Source organism: Paraburkholderia sp. WC7.3g (genome assembly GCF_050436345.1).
GTDB classification, from domain to species: Bacteria; Pseudomonadota; Gammaproteobacteria; order Burkholderiales; family Burkholderiaceae; genus Paraburkholderia; species Paraburkholderia podalyriae.
Genome location: NZ_JBNDMA010000002.1, coordinates 2,139,853 through 2,166,023 on the forward strand (window position 1 = coordinate 2,139,853; position 26,171 = coordinate 2,166,023).

At 59.9% G+C, this 26,171-nt stretch carries 16 protein-coding genes, 1 tRNA gene and 5 pseudogenes; 14 read left to right on the forward strand and 8 right to left on the reverse strand.

Features of this window, described 5'->3' with window-relative positions; translation table 11 throughout:
• Positions 1-295: 295 nt before the first annotated feature.
• The 8 genes and pseudogenes from OKW43_RS21225 to OKW43_RS21260 all read left to right on the forward strand — a co-directional run.
• Positions 296-606 (forward strand): annotated as a pseudogene (locus OKW43_RS21225) (IS66 family transposase); the annotation flags it as partial.
• 286 nt (positions 607-892) lie between these two features.
• Positions 893-1,801: a transcriptional regulator GcvA gene (gcvA, locus tag OKW43_RS21230; RefSeq protein WP_429449628.1), complete on the forward strand. Its 909-nt coding sequence runs from the start codon at positions 893-895 to the stop codon at positions 1,799-1,801.
• Between the two features lie 287 nt (positions 1,802-2,088).
• Positions 2,089-4,587 (forward strand): CoA transferase, encoded by a 2,499-nt coding sequence (locus tag OKW43_RS21235; RefSeq protein WP_429449630.1) that lies wholly within the window; start codon positions 2,089-2,091, stop codon positions 4,585-4,587.
• Positions 4,588-4,964: 377 nt separating this feature from the next.
• Positions 4,965-6,056: an ABC transporter ATP-binding protein gene (locus OKW43_RS21240; RefSeq protein ID WP_187632674.1), complete on the forward strand. Its 1,092-nt coding sequence runs from the start codon at positions 4,965-4,967 to the stop codon at positions 6,054-6,056.
• A gap of 39 nt (positions 6,057-6,095) precedes the next feature.
• On the forward strand, positions 6,096-7,133 hold the full coding sequence (locus tag OKW43_RS21245) for a polyamine ABC transporter substrate-binding protein (RefSeq protein ID WP_429449632.1): 1,038 nt from the start codon (positions 6,096-6,098) through the stop codon (positions 7,131-7,133).
• 52 nt (positions 7,134-7,185) lie between these two features.
• Positions 7,186-8,448, forward strand: a complete 1,263-nt coding sequence (locus OKW43_RS21250) for an ABC transporter permease (RefSeq protein WP_429449634.1) — start codon at positions 7,186-7,188, stop codon at positions 8,446-8,448.
• Positions 8,449-8,452: 4 nt separating this feature from the next.
• The gene (locus OKW43_RS21255; protein WP_184040168.1) at positions 8,453-9,292 is read left to right on the forward strand and encodes an ABC transporter permease; all 840 of its coding nucleotides are present in this window, start codon (positions 8,453-8,455) and stop codon (positions 9,290-9,292) included.
• Positions 9,293-9,504: 212 nt separating this feature from the next.
• Positions 9,505-10,446, forward strand: a complete 942-nt coding sequence (locus OKW43_RS21260) for an MDR family oxidoreductase (protein WP_281393909.1) — start codon at positions 9,505-9,507, stop codon at positions 10,444-10,446.
• 113 nt (positions 10,447-10,559) lie between these two features.
• On the opposite strand, the gene OKW43_RS21265 is transcribed toward OKW43_RS21260, so the two are convergent.
• From OKW43_RS21265 to OKW43_RS21275, 3 genes and pseudogenes are all read right to left on the reverse strand, one after another.
• Positions 10,560-12,071, reverse strand: coding sequence for a CoA-acylating methylmalonate-semialdehyde dehydrogenase (locus OKW43_RS21265; protein ID WP_187632933.1), 1,512 nt, complete (start codon positions 12,069-12,071; stop codon positions 10,560-10,562).
• Positions 12,072-12,226: 155 nt separating this feature from the next.
• Positions 12,227-13,384 carry an iron-containing alcohol dehydrogenase gene (locus OKW43_RS21270; RefSeq protein ID WP_429449637.1) on the reverse strand — a complete coding sequence of 386 codons (1,158 nt, stop codon included), beginning with the start codon at positions 13,382-13,384 and terminating at the stop codon, positions 12,227-12,229.
• Positions 13,385-14,256: 872 nt separating this feature from the next.
• Positions 14,257-14,547: pseudogene (locus OKW43_RS21275) on the reverse strand (IS1634 family transposase); the annotation flags it as partial.
• A gap of 61 nt (positions 14,548-14,608) precedes the next feature.
• On the opposite strand from OKW43_RS21275, the pseudogene OKW43_RS21280 reads away from it, so the two are divergent.
• Both OKW43_RS21280 and OKW43_RS21285 read left to right on the forward strand, forming a co-directional pair.
• Positions 14,609-14,987, forward strand: a pseudogene (locus OKW43_RS21280) (transposase); the annotation flags it as partial.
• Between the two features lie 572 nt (positions 14,988-15,559).
• A complete protein-coding gene (locus tag OKW43_RS21285; protein WP_429449639.1) occupies positions 15,560-16,432 on the forward strand; it encodes a tyrosine-type recombinase/integrase in 873 nt (290 codons plus the stop codon).
• 83 nt (positions 16,433-16,515) lie between these two features.
• On the opposite strand, the pseudogene OKW43_RS21290 reads toward OKW43_RS21285, so the two are convergent.
• Positions 16,516-17,055, reverse strand: a pseudogene (locus tag OKW43_RS21290) (tyrosine-type recombinase/integrase); the annotation flags it as partial.
• Between the two features lie 155 nt (positions 17,056-17,210).
• Positions 17,211-17,297 (reverse strand) — tRNA-Leu (locus tag OKW43_RS21295).
• Positions 17,298-18,207: 910 nt separating this feature from the next.
• Here OKW43_RS21295 and OKW43_RS21300 point away from each other — a divergent pair.
• A complete protein-coding gene (locus tag OKW43_RS21300; RefSeq protein ID WP_429449641.1) occupies positions 18,208-18,981 on the forward strand; it encodes an MFS transporter in 774 nt (257 codons plus the stop codon).
• A gap of 151 nt (positions 18,982-19,132) precedes the next feature.
• Here the strand turns inward: OKW43_RS21300 and OKW43_RS21305 are convergent.
• The 3 genes and pseudogenes from OKW43_RS21305 to OKW43_RS21315 form a co-directional block, all read right to left on the reverse strand.
• Positions 19,133-19,571, reverse strand: a pseudogene (locus OKW43_RS21305) (prephenate dehydrogenase); the annotation flags it as partial.
• 49 nt (positions 19,572-19,620) lie between these two features.
• On the reverse strand, positions 19,621-20,760 hold the full coding sequence (locus tag OKW43_RS21310; protein ID WP_429449643.1) for an acyl-CoA dehydrogenase family protein: 1,140 nt from the start codon (positions 20,758-20,760) through the stop codon (positions 19,621-19,623).
• A gap of 47 nt (positions 20,761-20,807) precedes the next feature.
• Positions 20,808-21,935, reverse strand: coding sequence for an acyl-CoA dehydrogenase family protein (locus tag OKW43_RS21315; RefSeq protein ID WP_281394093.1), 1,128 nt, complete (start codon positions 21,933-21,935; stop codon positions 20,808-20,810).
• A gap of 173 nt (positions 21,936-22,108) precedes the next feature.
• On the opposite strand from OKW43_RS21315, the gene OKW43_RS21320 reads away from it, so the two are divergent.
• The 3 genes from OKW43_RS21320 to OKW43_RS21330 all read left to right on the forward strand — a co-directional run bounded on the left by OKW43_RS21320 (position 22,109) and on the right by OKW43_RS21330 (position 25,999).
• Complete coding sequence (locus OKW43_RS21320; RefSeq protein WP_187639218.1) at positions 22,109-22,909, forward strand: IclR family transcriptional regulator; 801 nt, start codon at positions 22,109-22,111, stop codon at positions 22,907-22,909.
• A 172-nt stretch (positions 22,910-23,081) separates the two neighbouring features.
• Complete coding sequence (locus tag OKW43_RS21325; protein ID WP_187639219.1) at positions 23,082-23,861, forward strand: enoyl-CoA hydratase/isomerase family protein; 780 nt, start codon at positions 23,082-23,084, stop codon at positions 23,859-23,861.
• A 2-nt stretch (positions 23,862-23,863) separates the two neighbouring features.
• Entirely contained in the window at positions 23,864-25,999 is a 2,136-nt protein-coding gene (locus OKW43_RS21330; protein WP_429449646.1) for an acetate--CoA ligase family protein, read from the forward strand.
• Positions 26,000-26,171 lie beyond the last annotated feature (172 nt).

A 26,171-nucleotide genomic window follows, 5' to 3' on the forward strand; every position in this document is an offset into this window, starting at 1 on the left:
ATGCGTGGCCGCTATCGGCTACGGTCGCGGGTCAAGGGCGGGGAGCTGGGAGCCGGGTGCATGCCGTGCCTCGGGTTGACCGGGCAGGGTTTGGCGCAGGACCCGCGGCGATGTGATTGATCGTGATACCGAAATAGACAGTGGGGTATGGCCGTGCCGCGGCTTGGTGACCGAGACGGGATTGAACGAGGCACGCGGCCCGGTTCATACTGCGACAGCTCGCTGTCTTCAATCATCCCTGCAGTCCATCTGCCGTCGTTAGGGGCGCCGCAGGATCTGCGGCTGTTCAAGAGACTCACCGGGTAGAAAGGGCATCCATCCTCAAACGCATCTCGCCAGCTTCAGGGGATCCTGCAAGCGGACGCTTAAGCGGGCTTCGACGAGCTGTTTCGCGATGGCTCGATACGTGAGGCGGCATGCCATGCCCACGCAAGGAGAAAGTTCTACGACATCCATGTGCGAACGCCGTCCGACACGACGCAAAAGGCGCTCGAATATATTGGCGGTCTCTATGACATCGAGGCATCCATTCGCGGCAAGCCTGCGGCCGAACGGCTGCGAATACGCCAGGAGAAAGCCAGACCCCTGCTTCAAATCTACGAAGCCTGAGGACTGACTCGAGCGTACCGTCTTCGCAATACAGTGTCAGTGCGCTCCACTGGGTTAAGCGAGTAGTTGATCGCCTTGGCCGTATCGTACTTCGACGACAGGCTTGTCATTTCAGAGTGTTCGAAATTCCGCGCTAACATATGTTCGATTGCCCAATTGGAGTGAGCACGCACTCGTCGACGCCTAGGAACGCCGCAGCGTCCGCGGGTCTAGTGGATCCTGAGTTGCCGCAACACCCAACTAATCCACGAAGTCGGACAGCTTTAGTCAAACGGCCTGCAGAATGAGAAAACGATTACCTCCGCTTAACTGGTTGCGCGCATTTGAATCCTCTGCCCGGCATCTCAGTTTCACCCATGCGGCGACAGAGTTGAGCCTGACCCAGGCGGCGGTAAGCCAACAGGTGAAGGGACTCGAGTCGCAGTTGGGGGCAGTCCTCTTTAAGCGCTTGCCAAGAGGACTCGAGCTCACTGAGGCCGGGCTAGCCTATTTGCCGGTTGTCCACGAGGCCGTAGAGCGACTGGCGGCCGCAACTGAAGAGATCTTCGGGCAAGGTCACGGCAGAGTCCTTACCGTTCGGGTCAGCCTGGTGTTTTTTACCCATTGGCTGGCAATGCGCTTACCCGACTTTCGTGAACGCCACCCCGAGGTCAATCTGCGTATCACCAGCAACATATGGGGGGGCGATTCGAGCGTGACCGACGTCGAAGCCGATATGGAAATCCGCTATGGACATGGAGAATGGACGGGACTCAAGGCCGAGCGGCTGACCTGGGATACGTTGCTGCCGGTCTGCGCCCCATTCTTGCCCTCCGAACAGGCGCCACTGGCTACTCCGAAGGATCTCCGTCACCACGAACTACTCCACGTCCTGGGCTACGAGGAGGGCTGGGGATACTGGTTGAAGAAAGCAGGCGCGGGACAGGTCGACTCTTCGAAGGGAATGCAGTTCGATACCTTGATCTCTGCTTTGAGAATGGCCGAGCTTGGTCAAGGGGTGGCCTTGGCGCGCTCGTCGCTGGTCGAGTCGATGCTGGACACCGGGCAACTGATAGCGCCTTTCAAATCCCGGCTTACGACCAGTGAAGCTTTCTACCTGGTCTATTCTCCGCACAGCATCGTCAACCCTGATGCCGCGGCGTTTGTGGCCTGGTTGAGTGCGAAGGCCCAGGAGGGGCGTGCGCGGAACTGATCAGGCAGGTTGACATCGCACGTCCATTTCGCCGGGCTGCCAGTGATCGACTGGCCATTTTCCTGCGCGTTCACTCCAGCGGCCTGAGCCATAAATAAAACAACCCCATCCTCGTTTTTTTTATTGCTTTACCGGCTCCCCGTTGTATCCGACAGTGATCCCGAGTTCGTCGCCAAGGCCACTCGCCTCACATTCGAAATGCGGTTGATTGGTGCTGGCGGCGACCCACCACAATGATGACCTGCGTTTCGGAAGATCTGCAGGTCCTGGAGATGAGTCGGTGAGCCATGGGAAAGCATAATCAACTGCCTTTTAGCGGCGTGAAAGTCATCGACTTTGGCCAGTACATCGCCGGCCCGGCCGTGGCGATGATCCTGGCGGATCTCGGCGCCACCGTCATTCACATCGATCCCCCTGCCGGGCCGCTTTGGGACAGCCCGGCCAATGCCGTACTGAACCGCAACAAGTATTGCTTGCAGCTTGACCTGAAGTCCGCGCAGGGGCTCGAGGCGGCCATGGCATTCATCGCGCGTGCCGATATCGTGATCGAGAACTTCCGGCCGGATGTCATGACCCGGTTGGGCCTGGACTTTGCCGAGCTGCGTCGTCAAAGGCCCGAGCTCATTACGCTGTCCATCCCTGGCTTCGCCAGCAACGACCAGTTGCGTCGTCACTGGCGCGCCCTCGAGCCGATTATTGCGTCGGCCTCCGGGGTATTCACCGATATGGGTCAGAACCGCGTACTGATGGGGATAAACCCGAGCTTTTCGCCGCTGCCGCTAGCATCGTCCTACGGCACCATGCTGGCTGTCTCCGCGGTGGCACTCGCTCTGCAAGCGCGGGAGCGCACGGGAGTGGGTGATCAAATCGAGGTACCTCTGGCCGCGGCGGTGATGGAGGGGCTGTCTTACAACTCGATCAAGATCGAAGGTTATCCCGAACGCTACAAGACCTTGCGTGAAAAGGAAATTGAGCGGCGGCGGTCGGAAAATCTTCCGATGAACCTCAGCTACGAAGAACTGCAAGAATATCTCGATCCCTTTTACCGCACGTACGAGTGCGCGGACGGTCGCAAGTTCTATGCGGTATGCCCGTCACACCGCTCGCACGCCAGGCGTTGCCTTCAGGCGATGGGGTTGTACGAGGAAATGCTATCTGCCGGGCTGCCGACAGTGAGCGACCCATACCTTCCTCTCTGTCAGTGGGAGGGGGATGCCTCACTCGGTGTCTACCCGTTGCCTGACCATTGGGCCCGGCGCATTTCGGCACGCATGAAGGAGGTGTTCCTGACCAAGACAGCGACCGAGTGGGAAAAAATTTTCGGCGAAGGCCGTTTTCCCGGGGCACCCCACCTCTCGACTCAGGAGTGGTTGCACGACGAGCACGCCAACGCCGCTGGTCTGGTGGTCGATGTCGACGACCACCAGTACGGCAACATGAAACAGCCTGGCGCGATCGCCTGGCTGGAAGACAGTGCCGAACTGATGCTCTCACCCGACGCACGCCGCACGGTGAGTCTCAAAGAAGCCCTGGCCATCCTGGATGAGTGCGCGCCCACGGCACTGCCGCCCCCATCCGAACAGCATGTTGGCGGCTGGCTTGACGGTGTGCGTGTCCTCGATCTGACCAATGTCATCGCGGGTCCGCATTCGACCTCCTACCTCGGCCGGTTCGGCGCCGACGTTATCAAGCTCGACCCCGTAACGCCCAACTATGATCCCTGGAACACAGTGGTCTTTGGCATGTCTTCGGGCCGCGGCAAGCAAAGCGTCCTGGTCGACCTGAACCACCCTGACGGACGCGAGGTGTTTAACCAATTGGTTCGTTCGGTTGATGTGATCGTGATGAATGCACCGGATCGTCAACTGGCACCTTTGGGTCTTGACGAAGCCAATCTCCAGGCCGTCAACCCTGGCGTGATCTTCTGTCAACTGGATTGCTTTGGGGGACCGCGTCGCGGCCCGCGGACCGATTATCTCGGTTACGACGACTTGATCCAGGCCGGCACCGGCATCATGCTGCGCTTCGGCGGCGGCATGGCAACGCCAGAGGAACACGCTCACGTCGGAACCATTGACGTGAATTGCGGGTTCGCTGCAGCGCTCGGCGTTGCCGCCGCTTTATATCGCAAAGCCAGAACCGGCCAGATCAGCCGTGCCCGGACCTCCTTGGCATCGCTCGGCAACCTGGTGCAGATTCCCTTCTGCTACGACTACCCAGGGCGGGCCCCGTTCGATGAGCCTTCCGGCCGTAGCGCCCAGGGCTTTGGCAACCTGTCACGCTTCTTTCGGGCCGCGGATGACTGGTTGTATGTGGACGCCAGCGCAAAGGAACTGGACAAGCTAGACGCCGTAGAGGGGCTGACGGGCATCCGCGGCGCGGCGGATCCCGCAGCGTTTCTCAGCTCCGCGCTCGCCACGGCCTCAGCCGAAATCTGGCAGACGCGGTTGCAAGCGGCCAATGTGGCGGCAGCCGTTCCGGACAATATCGACAACTTGCGCGAACGCTACAGCCGCCCTGCAGACAATCGTCCGGGCATCGATAACGGCAGCTATTCCTTCAGTGTGTATGCCGAGCATCCGAGTGGACGACGCGTCACCCAACTCGATCCTTTTGCGATTCGCCCTCACGTTGCTCCGATCTGCGCACTGGCGCCAGCACAAAAGTTTGGTGCCTCGTCCCGAGGGGTTTTGCGCAAGATGGGCTACAGCGATACCCAGATTGCGACGTTGATTGCGCGAGGGGCGGTCGGCGAAAGCTGGTGCGAAGAGTACTTGCCCAGCTGAACACGTCACCGTTGCGGGCAAGCCGGAACAAATCGCGACCGTTCCGCTGATGTGTGGACGCGGCCGATAGCAGCAAGCACCCGAGAAGAAAAAAGGCTGTAGCGAAGGGGTGTTCGAATATTTATAAGATTGGAGACGAAGATGCATGTACGACACCACACGCTCGCGGGTACCGAAAACACCCGGCGAGGCGCAGGAATCGTTATCGAGAACCTCAACCGAGCGACGCAGCACATGGCGCGAAGACGCCCATGGCGAGGCACGGGGAAGGAGGTGCCCTGTGCGCCTCCCTGTCGCCGCAGCCGAGCTGCAGACACAGCGCTACCGCCTGCGCTGCCAGGTGCCTTCCGCACCGAGAGACATTGAGGGTAACGATCATGCAAAACCAGGGCAACACATTTGTGAGCTTCCGCCATGTTCGGAAGACATACGACGGAGAAACACTCGTCGTCAAAGACCTGAATCTCGACATCCAGAAGGGGGAGTTTCTCACTTTGCTCGGTCCGTCCGGCTCGGGAAAGACCACCTGTCTCATGATGCTCGCCGGGTTTGAATACCCAACCGATGGAGAAATCTGGCTGGACGGTCAGTTGCTCAATCGTATTCCGCCGCATAAACGCGACATCGGAATGGTATTTCAGAACTATGCACTCTTCCCACACCTGACCGTCGGACAGAACCTCGAGTATCCCCTCAAGGTTCGCAAGATGCCGCCAGACGAGCGGGCCGCGCGCGTCAAGCGGGCGCTCGAGATGGTCCACATGGAAAAGCTGGGTAAGCGAATGCCAGGTCAGCTATCAGGCGGTCAACAACAGCGAGTGGCGCTTGCGCGTGCGTTGGTGTTCAACCCAAAGCTTGTGCTGATGGACGAACCGCTTGGCGCGCTGGACAAACAGTTGCGCGAGCACATGCAGATAGAACTCAAGGCATTGCACGAATCCCTTGGCCTGACCTTTGTGTACGTCACACACGATCAAGGTGAGGCGCTCACGATGTCAGATCGAGTAGCGGTCTTTGATCAGGGGGTGATTCAACAGCTCGACCAGGTCGACTCGCTCTACGAATCGCCGACGAATCTGTTTGTAGCCAACTTCATTGGTGACAGTAACCGGGTGGAAGGCACCGTCGTAAGCCGGGATGGTAATTATTGCGAGTTGCGCATTGCAGACGGTACGACCGTACGTGCGCTGAATGTTGCCGGGCTCAATGTCGGTAGCCACGCCACAGGGGTGATCCGTCCCGAGCGGCTCTCGATTGGACGGCAATCCGAACAGCAGCGCAATGTCATCAACAGCGAAACGCTTGGGATGATCTACTTCGGCGATCACGTCCGGCTACGCTGCCGCTGCCCCGGAGAAACAGAGTGTTTCGTGAAGGTTCCGCTCGGGCAGGACGGGGCGGCCCATGTCCAACCGGGAAATCGAATCGCGTTGTCGTTTCATGAAGATCATCTGAGAGTTTTCAATTGACCACGCGTAGCGAAATCACCTTGTGCCAAGGAGAACGAAATGAGGTTCTTTAGAAATACGGTCGGCGTGGCTGCCATGATGTGTTGTTCCGCTTTCGCATTGGCGGACGGCCTTACGACGGTCAATTACGGTGGCGCCGTGGGGAACGCCGAGAAGGCTGCATGGGTTGAACCGTTCTCGAAAGCGAGCGGTATTCCGACGAATGCGATTGAGTACACGGGCGAAATGGCCAAAGTCAAAGCGATGGTCGACGCCAAAGATGTCACGTGGGATGTCGTTGAAGTCGAGTCGGCAGACATCGGACGCGGCTGTCAGGACGGACTCTTCGAGAAGCTCGACTGGTCGAAGATCGCGAAAAAGGGTGATCTGTTGCCTGGATCGGTGACTCCCTGCGCTGCCGGCACATTCGTGTGGTCGACCGTGCTGGCCTACAACCCGACGCTGACGAAGGGCACGCCACAGGGCTGGAAGGATTTTTGGGACGTCAAGAAATTTCCTGGCAAGCGTGGCATGAAGAAGGAGGCGCGTTATAACCTCGAATTCGCACTGATGGCAGATGGCGTTCCGGCGAAAGACGTGTACACCGTGCTGGGCACGGAGGCTGGCGTCAATCGGGCGTTCAAGAAGATGGACGAACTCAAGCCACACATTCAGTGGTGGGAGGCTGGCGCACAGCCGCCGCAGTTCCTGGTCGCCGGTGACGTTTCGATGTCCACCGCGTATAACGGCCGCATCGACGCCGCAATGCGGGCAGGGAACAAGAACCTGGGTATCTCGTGGGACCAAAGCGTCTATGAGCTGGACTTCTTCGTGATTCCGAAGGGCTCAAAAAATAAGGATGCAGCCGAGAAGTACCTTGCCTACGTGCTCGAACCTCAGGCTCAAGCTACGTTCGCGCAGCACATCCCGTACGGACCAACCAACAAGGGCGCTTTAAAGTTGCTTGATGCAACCACTCTTGCAAACCTGCCTAACTCGCCGAAGAACGGCAAAGACGCTATCCCCAACGACGTAGAGTTCTGGACCGACCACGGCGACGCGCTGGAACAGCGTTTCACCGCGTGGGCAGCGAAATAACGCGAATCGCGTACCCATCGCTCGAACGCATGGGTACGCGAAGGAGAGAGACATGAGCGCGGTAACTACTCAGCAGCAGGATTGGCATTTGCGTGAGCTCAAGCGATCGCTTAGGAACGTGAATTTACGTAAGCAAATGGCGGCGCTGGCGCTGGTCGCTCCTCTTGCTATTTTCATTTTTCTGGTATTCGTGATGCCCGTTGCATCCATGATTTCGCGGTCGATTCAGAGTCCGGAAGTCGTTGACGCGTTGCCAGACACGACGGCGGCGCTGCGAAACTGGGATCGGAAATCGGCGGTTCCGGATGACGCCTTTCGCGGGCTGATGCTGGATATCGAGCGCAACGGCGGGAACAACAGTTCGGGTACCGCTGCCGGTCGACTGAACGGGCAGAAGGAGGGTTTCCGTTCTTTGTTTTACAAGACTTCGAGCGCACTTCCGTTCGGCGACAATGATTCAGCGCTGCCTGCGCAAGAGGTTCGACAAAAGCTGATCGAAATCGACAGGCGTTGGGAAGATCCCGGTTACTGGCAGGCAATCGCTAAAGATTCATCCCGATACACAAGCCAGTATCTCCTCGCGACGATGGACTACCGTCGCAATTCTGCCGGTGACATCGTTCCGGTTGATCCAGGCGCCTCGGCATATCAGGAGGTATTCAAGCGAACGTTCGTGATTAGCGGCCTGGTAACGCTCGCCGCGCTGCTCCTCGGCTACCCCCTGGCATACTGGATCTCCAGTCTGCCGGCGGGTAAGGCAAATCTGCTGATGATTCTGGTGCTCCTTCCCTTCTGGACTTCGATCCTTGTGCGGATCTCCGCCTGGATCGTCATCCTTCAAGGATCCGGCCTCGTCAACAAGGCGTTGCTGTCGCTGGACCTGATATCGTCTCCATTGACACTGCTGTTCAACCGGACGGGGGTGCTGGTCTCGATGACTCATATCCTCCTGCCGTTCATGATCCTGCCGCTGTACAGCGTCATGAAATCCGTGCCAGCCAGCTATACGAAGGCAGCGATCTCGCTGGGTAGTCACCCGTTCGGCGCGTTCTGGAAGGTCTACTTTCCGCAAACGCTGCCGGGAGTCGGCGCCGGCGGACTGCTGGTATTCATCACGGCGTTGGGCTACTACATCACTCCCGCATTGCTGGGCGGAGCCGGCGACCAGATGGTGAGCTACTACATCGCGTATTTCACGAATGTGGCCTTGAACTGGGGGATGGCGTGCGCACTGGGAGCGGTTCTGCTTCTCGTGACGTTGATTCTCTTCGGTGTTTATCGAAAGATCGTCGGCAACGAACTGAAGGTAGGTTAGGACCATGAAAACGACCGTATCGCGTTTTGCACCTTATACATCGGCTCCCGAGATCGCGTGGCACTACTTTTTGCGATCGACCAATGTCATGATCCTGCTGTTTCTGGTCTTGCCGATACTGGTGATCATCCCGCTTTCTTTCACGGACAATACATTCCTGGTCTATCCGATACACAAGTTCTCGTTCAAGTGGTACCACAATCTGTTTACGTCCATTGACTGGCTTCGTGCCGGAAAAAACAGCTTCATCGTAACCCCGCTTGCCACGATCCTGGCCACTGTCCTCGGGACGTTGGCCGCGTTAGGCCTCAACAAGGCGACGTTCAAAGGCAAGGGCGCGCTGATCGGCATTTTGATCTCGCCGATGATCGTGCCGGTGATCGTCACTGCCGTCGGGATGTATCTGTTCTTTGCGAAGTGGGGGTTAGCCGGGTCGTACCTTGGTCTGATTTTGGGTCATACCGCTATCGCTGCTCCATTCGTGGTGGTCACTGTCAACGCCACCCTTGCCGGGTTCAACCAGAATTACGTGCGCGCGAGCCTGAGCCTCGGTGCGTCGCCCGTCACGACGTTCTTCTCCGTCACCCTGCCCATCATTGCGCCGGGCGTTATTTCTGGAGCCCTGTTTGCATTCGCCACGTCCCTCGATGATGTCGTCATCACGATGTTCATCGCGGGTCCGACACAAGGTACATTGCCGTTGCAGATGTTCATCGGCCTCCGGGAAAACATTACTCCGACGATTGCTGCCCTTGCGACAATTCTGATTGTATTTTCCAGCCTGCTTCTGGTGACGATGGAGTGGCTGAGGTCCAGAAGCGCGGCGCGACAGATAGCGACGTGACATTGCTTGCCGTGGCACCTGTCGCCTTATGCCCGTGGAAACCGTCGGGCATGGCGTAGTGGTACATCCTTGAATGGTTTATGGTGTCCGGATGTACCATTTCGCCTTGCCTGCCCGCCTGCGTTCACCGTCAGAGAGGACAAGCATGGCTTTTTCAGCCCTTTATCTGCAGCAGAATGACAGCGGTTTTTCGGCCGGGGTTACCAGCCTCGATGACCGAACCCCTCGACGAGCATCCCCTCGCAGCCGGCGAAGTGCTCATTCGTATCGCGCACTCGACGCTTAACTACAAGGACGCGCTAGCGGTCACGAACCGCGGTCCGGTCGTACGCGCCTGGCCAATGGTCGCGGGTATCGATGGCGCCGGTGAGGTGGTGACATCGACAGATTCTCGCTGGAAAGCGGGCGATATTGTCCTCGTCAACGGATGGGGCCTCGGCGAAACACACTGGGGGTACCTCGCAGAGAAAGCCCGCCTGAAGGCCGACTGGCTGATTGCGGTACCGCGGGGACTATCAACGGCCGAAAGCATGGCAATCGGGACGGCCGGCTACACGGCGATGCTATCCTGCCTTGCGCTGGAACAGGCCGGTGTCAAGCCGGCCGACGGTGAAGTGCTAGTGACCGGCGCGAGTGGCGGTGTGGGCAGCGTGGCAATCGCGCTATTGAGCAGTTGGGGATTTACGGTCGTGGCGTCGACGGGCAAGCCGGAGCAGGCGCATTTTCTGAAGCGTATCGGCGCCGCCGATGTGGTCGATCGGGACACGCTGTCGGCAGCCGGCAAGCCGTTGCAGAAAGAACGCTGGGCGGCGGTTGTGGATTCTGTCGGCTCGCATACGCTTGCCAACGCATGCGCACAGACGAAATATGGCGGCGTCGTGACGGCGTGTGGTCTCGCGCAAGGCACGGAGTTCCCGGCGAACGTTGCGCCGTTCATTCTGCGCGGTATCAAACTGCTGGGCATCGACTCGGTCATGTGTCCGATCGCTCATCGTCAGACAGCGTGGAATCGGCTCGCTGCGGATCTGGATCGAGCAAAGCTCGCCGAACTCACGCACCGAATAGCGTTGCACGACGTGCCGGAGGCAGCCGTGCAAAGGATGGATGGAAAGCTGAGGGGTCGAACGGTTGTCGACATTTGCCGCAGCGCATGATGTTGGGCGCTTCCGTTCGGATTTGAAGGCCTGCGACTTCAGGACCGGTGGTGTGCTCTCCCGTGCCGGGATGTGACAGCACGGGAGCAGCAGCGGGTTTTGCAGTGGAAAGACTACCTCGCCGTCGGCATCGCGAATTCTGCACCTTGCTCGATACTCTCCGGCCAGCGTTGCATGATTGACTTCTGACGCGTATAGAACCGGACGCCTTCCTCGCCATACGCGTGCGTGTCACCGAACAAGCTACGCTTCCAGCCGCCAAATCCGTGCCACGCCATCGGTACCGGGATCGGTACGTTGATGCCAACCATTCCAACCTCAATTCTCCGGCCGAACTCGCGCGCGATGTGTCCGTCGCGAGTGTAACAGGCGACGCCATTGCCGAATTCGTGCGCGTTGACCAGGTCGACGGCCTCTGTAAAGTCCTTCGCACGGACGCAGGACAGCACCGGTCCGAAGATTTCCTCTTGATAGATTCGCATCTCGGGCGTGACGTGGTCGAACAACGTGGCACCGGTAAAAAAGCCTTCCTCGTGTCCCGGAACTTTGAGGCCACGTCCATCGACAACCAGCGACGCGCCTTCTTCGACGCCAATCGCGATGTAGTTTTCAATGCGTTCCAGCGCCTGACGTGTGACGATCGGCCCCATCTCGGCGTCGGGCTCCGTGCCGTTCTTTACTACTACGGAGCGTGCTCGATCAGCGAGCCGCGGAATCAGCTTGTCCGCAACGTCGCCTACGAGGACTGCGACCGAGATCGCCATGCACCGTTCCCCCGCGGAGCCGTAGCCTGCGCCGACCAAAGCGTCGACGGCTTGATCAATGTCAGCGTCGGGCATCACAACCATGTGATTCTTCGCTCCGCCAAGCGCCTGGATCCGTTTTCCGTGCTTTGCCCCCGTCTCGTAGATGTAGTTGGCAATCGGCGTCGAACCGACGAAACTGATCGCTTTTACGTCAGGATGCTCGAGTAGCGCATCCACGACTACCTTGTCCCCCTGCACGACGTTGAACACTCCGTCAGGCAACCCGGCTTCCTGCAGCAGGCGGGCCATGTAGAGCGACGCTGAGGGATCACGCTCGCTGGGCTTCAGAATGAACGCATTGCCTGCGGCAATCGCAATCGGAAACATCCAGCAAGGAACCATGCACGGAAAGTTGAAAGGCGTGATTCCCGCGACAACGCCGAGTGGTTGCCGGGTCGTCCAGTTGTCGATGTCGGTCGACACCTGTTCCGTATGGTCACCCTTCAGCAATTGCGGAATGCCGCAGGCAAACTCGATCACATCGATGCCCCGTGCCACTTCGCCTTGCGCATCGCTGAACACTTTTCCGTGCTCGGCGGTCATGATCGCTGCCAGTTCGTCCTTGTGCTGGTTCATCAGTTCGAGAAAGCGGCGCATGACGCGCGCGCGACGGATGGGTGGCGTATTACTCCATCCCTGGAACGCCTGTTTCCCCGACGCTACGGCGGCACTTACGTCGGACGCATCGCCGAGGTGCAGCATGCGTGCCGGAGAACCGGTCGCGGGGTTGAATATCGGCTGCTTTCGAGTGCCTGTGCCTGGCACGCGGCGACCGTTGATGAAGTGAACCACGTCTGCGTCGTCGTTGAAGGGCTGCATTTCATACTCCTTGCTGGGATCGGAACAGGCTCTAAGGGCCACAAAAATGGGCGATGGGAATAGGGTTCTGCTTCCCGATGCCAAGAGTTGTTGTCGCATCTGAATGACCTTCACTTCGATAGATCAGATGCGGTTTTTTTGAGGTGGGAATTTGCTTACCAGAGACCGCGGTAGAGCTCGACCATTTCCTCGACCGAGGGCACGCGTGGGTTATTGCCAGGCGAGCCTGAGGCCAGAGCCTGCCGTGCCATGGTCGGCATTAAGCTGAAGAAGCGCTCGCGGTCGATACCAAATTGTTCGGGCGTCGGCACCTGAAGGTCATCGTTGATCGACCGCAATTCAGCGAGCAACCTGGCGTTGGCGGCCTGCGTACTGTCCTGCCTGTCGGCCACGCCTATGGCACGAGCGCAATCAGCGTAGCGTTCATCCGCCGCCGGGATCGAGAACGCGGTCACACTGGGCAGCAGCATGGCGTTGGACAGCCCATGGGGAACGTGGAAAAGGGCGCCGATCGGTCGACTCATGCCGTGTACCAGCGCCACGGACGCAGCGGAAAATGCCACACCGGCGAGCGTCGAACCGAGCATCAGGGCTTCGCGGGCGGCTGTATCCTGGCCGGATCGATAGGCTTTACGCAGATTGGGGCCAATCAAGCGCATGGCCGCCAAGGCCTGACTGTCGCTGTACAGGTTGGCTTTCTGGCTAACGTAGGCCTCGATCGCGTGGGTCAGCGCATCAATACCCGTATCGGCGGTGACGCGCGGCGGCAGGCTGAGGGTAAGGTTATAGTCAACCAAGGCTGCCACGGGCATGAAACCGATGCCCACACAAAGCATTTTTTCGTCGTTCTGCTCGTCAGTGATGATCGTGAAACGGGTCACTTCCGAGCCGGTTCCCGCAGTGGTGGGCACCGCGACAATGGGCAACCCAACCTCGGTAACAATGCGCGGAAATTTGTAGTCGCGCATTTCTCCACCATGCTTGGCAAGAATGCCAATCGCCTTGGCGCTGTCGATCGGACTGCCGCCGCCCAGTGCAATGATGCTGTCGTAGTCTCCTGCGCGAGCCTTCTCCACGCCGGCTCGAATCGAGTCAACCGTGGGCTCGGGGACCGTATCAGCGAAAATTTCGGCTGTCCTGCCATTGGCGGCGAGATCCTCCTGAATGCGCCCGGCATAGCCCAGCTGCACCATCATCTTGTCGGTGATGATCAAGGGGCGACTGCAGCCGAGAGTCGCCAGAACCGTGGAAACTGTCTCGCTGGCGTTGGCGCCGACCTGAAGGATGCGCGGCAAAATCACTTGGTTAGACATATCGAATCCAGTATTAATGTCGGTTAAATATAAAAAGCTATCCGGGATCTAATCATTAATTGAAGTCTTCGTCTCGATGCCTTGTCTTTTTGATAATTTAGATAATAAAGCATCGATATCTTTGATATTGGGAATGGTGAAACTTGCCGGAGCGGTATGGTTTTCGGTGTTCCTTAATTCCCAGTTAGGCATCACCTGTTCGAGAGGTCCCTGCAGCCGTGCATCGCGATGACGCAATAAATCCCGCGTCATTAATAGAGATAGCAGCAAGGTGATATGACCATGGCCGGGCCGGCCGTGTGTTGGCCGAAGTGAATGGCCCCTGACTTCGTAAGCCGGTAGTTGATTAAGCTTCTGTCCATATGACTCATCGACTCGTCTCCCGGACCCGCAGATTTTCTGCAATGCAGGTCATCATTGTCATAGGTAGCCGTCAGCACTGATCAATCGCGTTTCGGCTGCAAGCTGCCGTGGCGGCGCGCTGAGGTTACTGTCGGGTAGAACGAGGAGCGGGTAAAGCAATAAAAAAGACGATAATGGGTTCGCTTTACTTATGGCTTTGGCCGTCGGGGGCGAGGTGGAAGGCTATTTCTGCCCATCCCCCGAAATCTGAAATCCTCCGAAAACCGCTGCCAGGCTTGGCTTTGAGGGGTGTACTGCAGCAAAAATAGCCGACCGGTTTATTCTCCACATCGGGAATCGAACTCCCGCAAGGCGTATTGCAAGTCGAGGTCACGACTGCTGTTCTTGCCATCCTTCGGTCCGGGCTGCTCGTCGAGGGATTGCTTTAGCCCGAACTTTGACCAGGCCGCCAAGACAAGCTGTTGATTTTTCGCTGTTATGCGTGCGCGGGCGGGACGGTTACTGGGTACAGGATTCACTTTCAGAAGGCGGAACGCCTGTTCCTCAATGGGTGTGGGCCGGGTCGGCATGATGATCCTGGCGTCCGGATTGCGGGGCGTGTGGCAGACGTTGTACGTGAGCGTGGCCAGGTCATCGAGCAAGGTGCGGAAGCTATGGACCGGCAACCCATCCTCCGTGCGCCTGGTGGCGTCCTTGGCTTTCGCCTGTTCCGAACGCTGAGCCCTGGACACGGGTGAAGGCCGCGCCGCACGCGCCTGCTCGACGTATTCATCGTCAAAGAGCATCGGCTTTAGCCATCTCCAACCAGCGTAGACAGCGTCAAGCAGCATGGTCGGTCGTGATAATTGTCGCCGCCCACAGCGGCTCATCGCGCTCGACGACCGCAGCCTGACCTTCCGCTGGAAGGACTATCGTGCCAGCGGCCGCACACGCCAGAAGACCATGACGCTTGAGCCACAGGAATTCATGCGGCGCTTCCTGCTGCATGTGCTGCCTGGCGGCTTCCACCGCATCCGTTACTGTGGCCTGCTCGCCAACCCGGTGCGGCGGCAGAACCTGGCGACGATACGCACGCTGCTGCACGCTCCGACAATCATTGAGGCCAGCGAAGACGTGTCACCACACGCCACGGCACCGACCTTCGTATGCCCGGCACTGCGGCGCACCGATGGTCATCATCGATATCCTGCTGCGCAGCCAGCCGATTCGCGCGCCGCCTGGGGTCAGAGGTAATGCATGAACCTGAATGATCCGGGATGTTCAATCCAACTGTCGGCTCTTCGGCAACGAGCGCCAACAGGAGACGTTTGCGTGCATGGCACCAGGCAGACGTTGCCGCCTTTGCAAGATCAGACAAACGCGCTGTGCGACGGCATCGGGACCGCATCGGCATCAACCCAGCCTCAGCTTCAACCCATCATCGCGTGATCCCGTGGGTCAGGGCATCACTTCAATCCCCATAGCCGCCTCGGTACACTCCGCGGTTTCCTCCCTCGAGCGTTGTCCAACGCCTGCCCGCATGCGTCGTCATGTACTCACACGGCAGCAGACAAGGGCAGGCGTCGAACAACGTGTGAGTTCGCTGATGCGGGAAGCTGACGTCCGGCTGCTCGATGTCGCGACCGTCAGCAATCCCCACATTGCTGACGTAGAGCCGAGCCCGCCCCAATGTCGGCTCTGGCCGAGAGGACTAAACCGCTCGCGCGGTAGGGGGCTACGGCCCGACTCTGGCGGCGAATGGGAGGCGAGTGGCGCCGGTGCTTATGTTGGTGGTTGAGGCAATCCGCCTCGTCCTCCAGCAGGAGTCCCATCATGACCTCCTCCGATCCGGGCATCAGCCCGCTGCGCCGCCGTATGCTTGAGGACTTGCGCATGCGCAAGTTCGCACCCAAGACCCAGGCCGCCTATCTGCGTGCCGTACGTCAGTTCGCCCGATACCTCGGGCGTTTACCCGATACCGCCACTGTCGAGGACCTCCGGGACTACCAGTTGCATCTGGTCGATCACGGCGCGTCGCCGGTGTCGCTGAACGCCGCGATCAGCGCTCTGAAGTTCTTCTTCGAAGTCACGCTCGGCCGGCCTGAGCTGATGGCGCGGATGCAGCCGGTACGCGTGCCTCGCACGCTCCCGGTTGTGCTCAGCCCCGAGGAGGTGCGTCGGCTCATCGCGGCAGCCGGAAACCTCAAGCATCAGACCGCGCTGTCGGTCGCCTATGGCGCCGGGCTGCGTGCGAGCGAAGTGGTCGCGCTCAGGGTCAGCGACATCGACAGCCAGCGCATGACCCTGCGCATCGAGCAGGGCAAGGGCCGCCGTGACCGCTACGCGATGCTCTCGCCGGTCCTGCTCGAACGTCTGCGCGTCTGGTGGCGCGTTGCCCGTGCCCAGGGCTGCATGCTCGATGGCGGGTGGCTCTTTCCGGGCCTCGATCCGATCGACCCGCTCAGCACGCGGCAACTGACCCGCGCCATCCATGCGGCCGCCGAGACCGCAAACATCGACAAGCGCGTATGCCACTCGCCCGCGTCAAGATCGATTTCGTCCCACGGTGCAGTCGCCACTACTCCGGGACGTAGGCCAGTGAGCATGGTCAGCTTTAGAGCTGCCCTCGTGATTGGCGACTGGTATGTATTGATGGCCTGCACGAGCGGGACGATTTCGGTGGGCTTCGTAATCGCCGGTATGTGACCTTTCTCGTGTCGCGGGATGACGCCGCGCAGCGACAACGGAATACCGTCCTCTCTCAGGCTATGGTGGATCGCGTAGGTTACGATGCCGCCGACGTATTGGCGCGCCTTGGTTGCGAGGTTGGGGGCATGCGCCGCTATTGCTTCCAACACCGGCTTGACTTCCGATGTAGCGAGCGTCGAGATGGGCTTGTTGCGTAGTGGCGGGATCAGGTATTGCCGAACTACGAATTCCGCTTTGCGATAGGTCTCGTCGGCCCACTCCTTCCGTTTGAAGGCGAGCCAATTCTCGGCGACGAGGTGGAACGCCCCTTCGGCGACCCGTTTGCGTGCGGCAGATTCCGCCCTGCGGTGCTCGACGGGATCAGTACCCTCTCGTACGAGGCTCCGAGCGATCACGGCAGACTTGCGCGCGTCGACGAGCGCAACCTCAGGGTAGGGGCCGAGGCTGAGAAAGTTTTCCTTCCCAGTGCCCGGGCGGCGATAGCGGAGCAGCCAAGTCTTGCTCCCGTCCGGCCAGACGCGCAGAGCGAGCCCATTCCCGTCGGTGAGCAGATAGGGGCGCTCGCGCGGTTTGGCGACGCGAAAGACCACCTCGGACTTCGGTTCGACGCGTTTAGGCATGACCCGGCAACTCGATTCCGCGTATACGCAAGTGTATACGCAAAAATCGTCGATGCCACCGGAACTTGACGGTCGTCCGCGGAAACAAAAAACCCCGTAAGACCATGATCTTACGGGGTTTCTCGGACTACATCGGCTTACGCCGGAACTACTGATGGTGCCCAGGAGAGGACTCGAACCTCCACGGTGTTGCCACCGCTAGGACCTGAACCTAGTGCGTCTACCAATTCCGCCACCTGGGCACGTCTTCAAACTAGACCGCTAGTTTAGCAAGATGATTAAGTTTGTCAATTCCTGCTTCAAACAAACCTGCTTGTCTCATCCGCCCGGTTGAACGCGCAGCGAAGTGATGCAATCGCTACCGAGCCACCGTCCTGCTCATCCGGCAATCGACAAAACAATGATCTCGACTACCAAGGCCCTACACAAAAAGAAAGCCGCCCGAAGGCGGCTCTACTTTCGAATCTGGTGCCAAGAGAGGACTCGAATATGAAGTTCAAGTGTTTGATTTTAAATTAAAAAAATAGTTTATTTATGGCATATATACGCACTTGTATACGCAAAAATGTTGGATCCCACAGGACGCTATTCCGTGCCGGATGGTTCCGCACGCCGCGACGGCGAACAGACTCTTCAGCTCGGGGAGATTTGTTCCTTTCATGGGGTGCAGGTGGTCGGAGGTTCAAATCCTCTCGCCCCGACCAATAGATATAAGGCTCTCATGGCTTCGGCTCTGAGAGCCTTTTTCGTTTGGGGCGATTTTGCCCCCACGTTTGCCCCCACAGGACGGACGGCTCTCGCGGGAACAAAGCGGAATTTTGGGTCGCGTCGAGGGGCCGGCCGCGTTCGCTGCTCACGAGATTGAGACTCGTATATCAATGCGCGAACTGTGCTCGCGACAACCTGTTTACTGGTAACGCAGTCACATTTCTGACGGCTCGGGGGCTGCCAGCGGTCCAACTGTAGGGCGGCGGAGCAGCAGTTCATTCGCTTAGGAAAACCAGGAATGCGCGTTGGATACTAGTACGGCCTATCGATAACAGCCTGAGGGAATCTCTATGAGGACACTGCAAGGTGGTGGATCGCTGCTCAGATCGAAACATCGATTAGGCTCCTATAGGTTTATCACTCCGCACGTTTGCGGTGACCAGCATGGCGATGAGCGCAGACGCGTTTCGCACGTGGGGCTGGCGCATTCCATTTTTGTTTAGTACCGTCCTGTTGCTACTGGGTCTCTATATCCGACTCCGGATGAACGAAACGCCGGTGTTCGCCAAAGAGCTACGACTGCGTGGCGCGTCCCGCTTCCCGGTACTCGACGCGATTGCCAGTCAGCCACGCGACATGCCTTTGAGTTGTATGGTCGCCGTTCGTGCATTTACGATGCTCTACCTTGTCGTGACGTATGTCTTGAATTACGGCGCAAGTGAATTGAGGCTCGGGTACACCACAGTGACGCTCGTATCCGTGGCCAGCGGCATCATTATGTTACTCGGAGTCTTGGTGACGTCGAGGTTATCGGACCGCATTGGCAGACGGGCTACACTTATCGGTGCAAATGGGCTGGCGACCTTGTGGGCGGTGCTTCTGTTCCCCGTGTTGCACGCGGGTACGTTCGCGGCGTATGCGGTGGCTGTCGTTGTGACGATGTTCATCGCTGGCTTCATTTTTGGCCCGATCGGCTCGTACATGTCCGAACTTTTTGATACGCGCTATCGATATACCGCAGTAGGCCTTTGCTATAACGCGTCTGGCATTCTTGGCGGTGCCGTACCTCCTCTCATTGCCGGTCCAATCATTTCGGCGTACGGCACAATCGTCTTCGGCACGGTGCTAGCGATTATGTGTTTCTTCTGTCTTTGCTGTTGCATAGCCCTCCCGGAGACGAAGCACCGAGCGCTCGACGTTAATATGGAAACGAAGTAGCACGGCTGACTTGACGCATCGTCCGTAAGCGGCCGGGCAACTCACCTGGAGTTCCGTTGACGCGCTTGGGAGTATCGTGTCCACCTAACGATGGTTCTGATGTGATGGACGACTCCCGCCGTCTAGCGGGAGTCGTCCATCACATCAGAACCGCAGAAATATGGTCATGCCGTTCGGGAGTCAGTTCATGAATGAAGGCCCCGCAACGTTTCCAAGCGGCGGCCACCAGCCCGACGTCCCGCGGCGCGTTCTCCGGCAACGCTGTCAGTACAACTTTCTTGCCAACATAAAGGTCGGAAAGCGCGGCGTCCGGTCCATGCTGTTCACGGCCGGCGATCGGATGGCCAGGCACGAACTGTGCATTCTTTGCGCCGAGAGCCTTGCGGGCGGCTGCGACCACGTCGGTCTTGGTGCTGCCGACATCGGTAAGCACCGTGCCGGGCTGCACATGCGGCGCGATCGCGCGTTCAACAGAAGTGGTGCAGCGTCCAACCCCCGACGATCTGCCCGGCCCCACCTGCTTTCTTTAGCGCCAGCGCGAATGAACCGCCGATCAACCCAACTCCGAAAATGGCGACTTTCTTGAACATGGGGATTTCAAGTGATGAGTTGGTCATTCCATCGGCCGTATGCTTGTCCTCAAGCAGCCTGCAGGAATTTGCCGATAACACTGCGTAGGATTTCACGCGTGCCGCCATAGATCGAGAACGATGGCGAGGCTAACATCACGTAGCGGAAGACCTGCTGGAACTGCTCGTCCTCAATGTCCTCCAGCGCGAAAACATCGCGCGCCATGTCAGGGATGGACTGTTCGAACACCGAGCCCAGGTCCTTGACGATGGAGGCCACGGCGCCCACGTCGCGCTTCTCTTGCAGGGCATGCGCGACTGCGAAGGACATGCGGCGCAACGTGGCCAGGTGGGCCGAGAGCTTGCCGATTGCAACCGCTGCATGGTCGCTGGGCGCAGGTCCAGCGATGCGTACCAGCTCGCGCAACAGCACCTGGGCAGTGAGGAAGCGTTCGGGGCCGCTGCGCTCGAAGGAAAGCTCGCTCATCACCTGCTTCCACCCATTGCCCTCGCTGCCCACCAAGGCCTCGTCGGGCAGGAAGCAGTCGGTGAAGACCACCTCGTTGAAGTGCAGCTCGCCGGCCATGTTTATGATGGGGCGTACCGAGATGCCGGGTAGCGAAAGGTCAACCAGAAACTGGCTCATGCCGGCGTGGCGGTCTTCCTCCACTGGTCGAGTGCGACACAGCATAATCATGTAGTGCTTCTGGTGTGCGCCTGAGGTCCAGATCTTGGTGCCGTTAACGATCCAGCCTCCTTCGGTTCGAACCGCGCGGGTGCGAATATTAGCCAGGTCGGAGCCCGCATCGGGCTCGCTCATGCCGATGCAGAAGAAGATCTCTCCGCGGGCCACGCGCGGCAGGATGGCCCGGCGCTGCGCCTCGGTGCCATAACGCAGCAGGAGCTGCCCGCTCTGCCGATCGCCGGTCCAGTGCGCGTTCACGGGTGCGCCGGCGGCGACCATCTCCTCGAGCATGACATAACGCTCTAGCATGCTGCGCTCCTGGCCCCCATATTCTTTCGGCCAAGTCATGCCCACCCAGCCGCGCGCCGCAACCTTGCGGCTGAAATCAGCGTCGAAGGCGTGCCAGGAGCGAGCGCGTTCGTGCACGGGGATCTTGCTCAGATTCTGGTCGAGGAAGGCGCGTACCTCGCTGCGCAGCGTATCAAGGGCCGCCGAACGCGTCGGCAAATCAAAAGAAAAAGTCATAATTCTGTCCTGGTGTGTTGTTGGGGCATGCCATGGATCAGGAAAAATTACAGTTGCGCCACCTGCGTGACGAAGGGCCAGAGCGCATCAGCGCCCTGCGCCGCGATACGCTGGCCGATTAATTTCGCCCAGTAGCGCTCGTGGCCGCATTCGTCGCGCCAAGCCCACAAACGCCGTGTATATAGATGCAACTGGTGCTCATAGGTAAACCCCATTGCGCCGTGCACCTGGTGCGCCAGGCGAGCAGCCAGGTCGACGGCGTCGCCGGCGCGGATTTTGGCCAGGGCCACCGCATTTGTCAGGTCGGCATCCGGTTGCGAGAGGGCGTCCAGCGCCATGTCGGCGGCGACAATGGCAGCGGCAGACTGGCCGGCGACGATGGCCAGATTCTGCTGCACCGCCGGCAGTTTGTTGAGCGGCTTGCCAAACTGGATGCGTTCGGAGGCGTAACGCACGGCGAGATCGCGCACGCGCTCCAGTGCACCGGCGAGCTGCTGGCCACGCAGCAGGGCACCTAACACAACGGCGGGCGAGGCGTGGTCGATACGCGGCGCGCTGGCGGGCCAGGGACGCACTGCAGCGTCGTCCAGGCGCAAGGCTTGGAAGGTGAGCTCGCCGCGCGGTTCTCCCGCGAGGTTGCGTCGCGTGCGCATGTGAGCATGATCCAGAGGAAGACACAGCACCTGGAGGCCCTCATCGCTGGGAAGCAGCAGCATCAGGGCGCGCGTCTGTTCTGCCCAGGGCAGGTTGCGCAGCGTGCCGTCGAGCTGCCAAAAACCTTGATCAGCGCTCGGCCGGCTCAGGCACAGCGCGGCGCTGGGGGGTGAGCCTGTCGCGAAGGCAAGCGGGCCTTCCGGCACCTCGAAACCCGCCACGTGCAGACACCAGGCAGCCAGAATCGTCTCGCCTAGCGGCGCCGGCACGGCATGGCGTGCGGCCACGCGCACCAACCGCATTGCATCGGCGAGGTCAAACTCGGAGCCGCCAGCCGCGGCTGGCAGCACCGCCCGAGTGAAGCCGAGATCTTCCAGGCTCTGCCAAAGGGCAGCCGGCCATTCACCCTGCTCTGCACGGGTAATCACTTCCTGGGTGCAGAGGTCGGCAAAGGCGCGTTCGGCGGCGTCGAGCAGCATACCGCGCTCTTCAGTGTGGCTGTCATAGGGATGCGAGGCCATGAGGGCAGGTTGTCGTGTCATGAGGACAGGTCGTATAAGTGTGCGGATTTAATCGGAGCTTTCAAACGCGAATCAGGATTCGTTCGGGGCAATTTTAGCAATCCTCGTTGTTCATATGTACGAACGCGATTCCAAATGAGGTACGCTATCAGAGTCTAACTATGAGTTCCAATATGTCAACACCAACACCTTCCGACACGGGGCATCGCACGGCCGGCCGCGTACTCGATATCCTCGAAGTCGTTGCCGCCTCGGGGCGCGGCCTGGCCTTGCATGAACTTAGTGCCTTGCTGAAAGCACCTAAAAGCAGTCTGCTGCCATTGCTGCGCACCCTGCACCAGCGCGGCTATCTGACCCACGATGACAGTGGGGTGTACCACCTGGGTGTGCAGTTACTGAGCCTGCGCAATCAAGCGCGGGGCGAGCTCGATCTGCGTGAAGTGTCGCGCAGCGAACTGCAAGGTCTCTCCCGAGAGACAGGCGAAGCAACACTGCTTGCCACACTGTCCGACGACCATACGGCTATCCTTTACATCGACAAGATGGAGAGCGTGCACCGCATCCGCTTCGCCGCCGGGATTGGGGAGCGCCGCCCCTTGCACTCCACTTCAAGCGGCAGAGTGCTGCTGGCCTTCATGCCCGACTCCGAACGTGATGCGGTGATCAAGGCCATCAAGCTGGAACGCTACACCGAAGAAACCCTTATCACCGAGTTAGCGCTGCGCGCCGAATTGGAGCGGGTGCGGGCCCAGGGGTATTGCATCAACATTGACCAGGCGACCGTGGGCCGCTGCGCTATCGCAGCCCCGGTGTTCGATTGCGACGGCCAGGCCGTGGCGGCCATCGTGCTCGGCGCGCCCAAGGAGCGGGCCCTGCAGCACCTCGACCAGTGGGTGGCAGAAGTGTGTCGTGCGGCCGGCACCGTGTCGGGCCGCCTCGGCCACCGGCCAGAGGCTGATCCCGTCAGATATTAAGCAGCAGCCTCCCGGTCACCATTCCTAACACTCAGCAATGCGGAGCCGCTCGACCGGTTTATCGGTCGGGGCGGAGGATTTGACGCATCGCGTGTTGACCACATTAATATCGCGTATTTATAATTACGAACATCGTTCCGATATAGGAACTTCGCTTCCAGTTACTGAATCCATGGATACACGAGCCCCCACTCTGCTGTATGAGGTCGATGCCGACGGTGTCGCGCTGCTTACGCTCAACCGCCCTGACAAGCGCAATGCCTTCGACACCGCAATGATTGAAGCCTGGCATCAGCGTCTGCTCGAGTTTGCCACTGACGAACGGGCTCGCGTACTGGTGCTCACAGGAGCAGGGAAGGCATTCTGCGCCGGCGGCGACAACAGTGCGATGGAGCAACGCGCGAGCCAGAACGGATGGCAGCGCAAGGAATACCTGATGCAGGTGGTCCACCAGATCCATCATGCGATGCTGCGCATCGACAAGCCGGTGATCGCCGCGATCAATGGCAGCGCACGGGGTGCCGGACTGGACATGGCACTCATGTGTGACCTGCGCCTGATGGCCGCCTCGGCTACCGTAGGCGAAACCTATATCGACATCGGCCTGGTGGCCGGTAATGGTGGCGCGTGGTTGCTGCCACGTATCGTCGGTGTGCAGCGCGCGCTGGAACTGTTGTGGACCGGTCGGTTGATCGAAGCCCAGGAAGCGCAGGCCATCGGCCTGGTGCTGCGTTCGCTGCCAGACGAGCAACTATTGCCGGAAGCGATGGATCTGGCACGGCGCCTGGCAGCACGTCCCGGCAACGCAGTACGCATGTTCAAGCGTAGCGTCTACCAGGGACTGGAGCTCAGTCTTGGCGCGCACTTGGACATGGTCTCCTCTCACATGTCTGTGTTGCGCGACTCGGACGAATATCGCCAACTGATGACCCTAACCCAAAAGAAAGCCTGAACATGGGCACTCACCCGGTTTCCTCGCTGACTCCGCTGCTGGCGCCACGCGCCATCGCCATCCTCGGTGCCTCCGAGGACTTCCGCAAGCTCAATGGCATTCCACTGAAGGCCTTGCTGGACAAGGGCTACCGCGGCGCGATCTATCCAGTCAACCCCAAGTACACCGAAATAGCTGGCCTGCGCTGCTACCCCACAGTAGAAGATATCCCCGGCGAGGTCGACCTCGCGATCGTCACGGTTGCGCATAACCGCGTGATCGAGAACATTCGCGCGCTGGGTCGCAAAGGCGTGCGCGCGGCAGTGGTATTCAGTTCCGGCTTCGCTGAGGTGGGCGAGGAAGGCGCAATGCGCCAGCGTGAACTGCAGCAAGCCGCGCGCGAGGCCGGGGTGCGCTTACTGGGGCCGAATTGCTTGGGGCTGGTCAACACTTTCGACAACGTAATGGCCTCCTTCGCCCAGTTCGCGCTCGGTCCTACCCCGGGCGGCCCAATCGCCTTGGTCACGCAGTCCGGAGCGCTTGGCACAGCAACCGTGGGGGTAGGCAAGGCACGGGGCCTGCATGTGGGCTACCTCGTGACCACAGGCAACGAGTCCGATGTGGGTTTCGTCGAAATAATGAGAGAGGTCATCGCCGATCCGCGTATCAGCGTGGGCGCCGGCTTCATCGAGGGCGTGCGCGACGGCACTGGCTTGGTGGCCCTGGGTCAGCAATCGTTGGACTTGAGCAAACCCTTGGTGCTGACCAAGCTTGGCCGTACCGATGCTGGCGCCAAGGCTGTGGCATCACACACCGGCTCGCTGGCCGGTGCAGAAAACGTGTTCGATGGTGTGGCGCGCCAGTTTGGCATCGTGCGTGCGCGCAGCGACGAGCAATTGCTGGATTACACCAATGCGTTTGCCTACGCCTGTTCGGATGGCGCGTTGCCGCAGGGGCCGCGCGTCGGCATTCTCACCCGTTCCGGCGGCGCCGGCGCGCTGATGGCAGACCATGCCTTCGAGCAAGGCCTGCGCATTCCCGACTTGAGCGCAGAAACCGCCGCAGCGCTCAAGGGCATCCTGCCAGAGTTCGGTTCGGTGGCGAACCCGGTGGACGTCACCGCCGTGGGCATGTTCAACCCGGGCGTGATCTGCGATGCCTTCGAGCGGGTGCTCAACGATCCCAATGTCGACGTGGGCATCGCGTGGATGGGTTCGACTCGCGAAGTGGACTTCATGGTACAAGCCTTCGCCGATCTGCGTGCCCGCGCCAAGAAGCCTTTCGTGCTGGCTTGGACCGGAGCCTCCGAGGCCGCGGTGCAGGGCCTCGCGGCAGCGCAGGTAGCAGTCTTTCGCGGCCCCGAGCCGGCGGTCGCTGCCGTCGCTGCCCTCGTGCGCTACGCCGGGATGCGCCGCCATTGGGACACCGACAGAGCCCAACGCCGCATCGCAGCGGGTCAGGTCGAGGTCGTGCGCGCCGGTTTGTCGCTGCCCACCGCCGCCGGCGCAGTGGACACCGTGATCGCCGCTGGACTGCTGGCGGCCCAGGGCATCGAGATCGCCCCTCTGGCTTTGGCCACTAACGCTGACGAGGCGGTCGACGCGGCTGAGCGCCTGGGCTACCCGGTCGTGCTAAAGATCGAGTCGCAGCAGATCCTGCACAAGACAGAGGCTCAGGGCGTGGTGCTGTCGCTGCGCGACGCGGCCTCGGTGCGCGAAGCTTTCGAGCATGTGGTCGCCAACGCGCGCCGCTACGACGCCGAAGCCCGGATTGATGGTGTCGTGGTGCAGAAGATGATCGGCCACAGCGATGCGGTGGAGATGGTGGTCGGCCTCAATCAGGATCCGGTTTTTGGCCCGGTGGTGATGGTCGGTATGGGCGGGATCTTCATCGAAGTGCTAAAGGACGTTTCACTGCGGCGGGCGCCCGTCACAGAGGCGGAAGCCGGCCGCATGATCGAGGATCTGCGCGCCCGCGTAGTGCTTAACGGTGTCCGAGGCAAGGCACTGGTGGATCGCGAAGCACTGTGCCGCTTCATCGCGGCTGTCTCCCGCTTCGGTGCGGCGGCCGGACCCCGCCTGGGCGAATTGGATCTCAACCCTGTGCTTGTCACGCCCGAGGGTGTGACGGCGTTGGACGTTTTGCTCACGCTGCGCTGAGCCGTTTCAGCCCCGCTTTGGTCGTGCCGGGCGAAGCGAAGCCGGAAGGGCGGGGCGAAGATCCAGTTTCATCTGGATCGCCAACTGTGTAAGTCGAAGAAACCGGGAAACGACAGATCGTATGAACACTTATAACTTCGCGTGATCGGTCTGAACCGATTCCCTTCAGGAG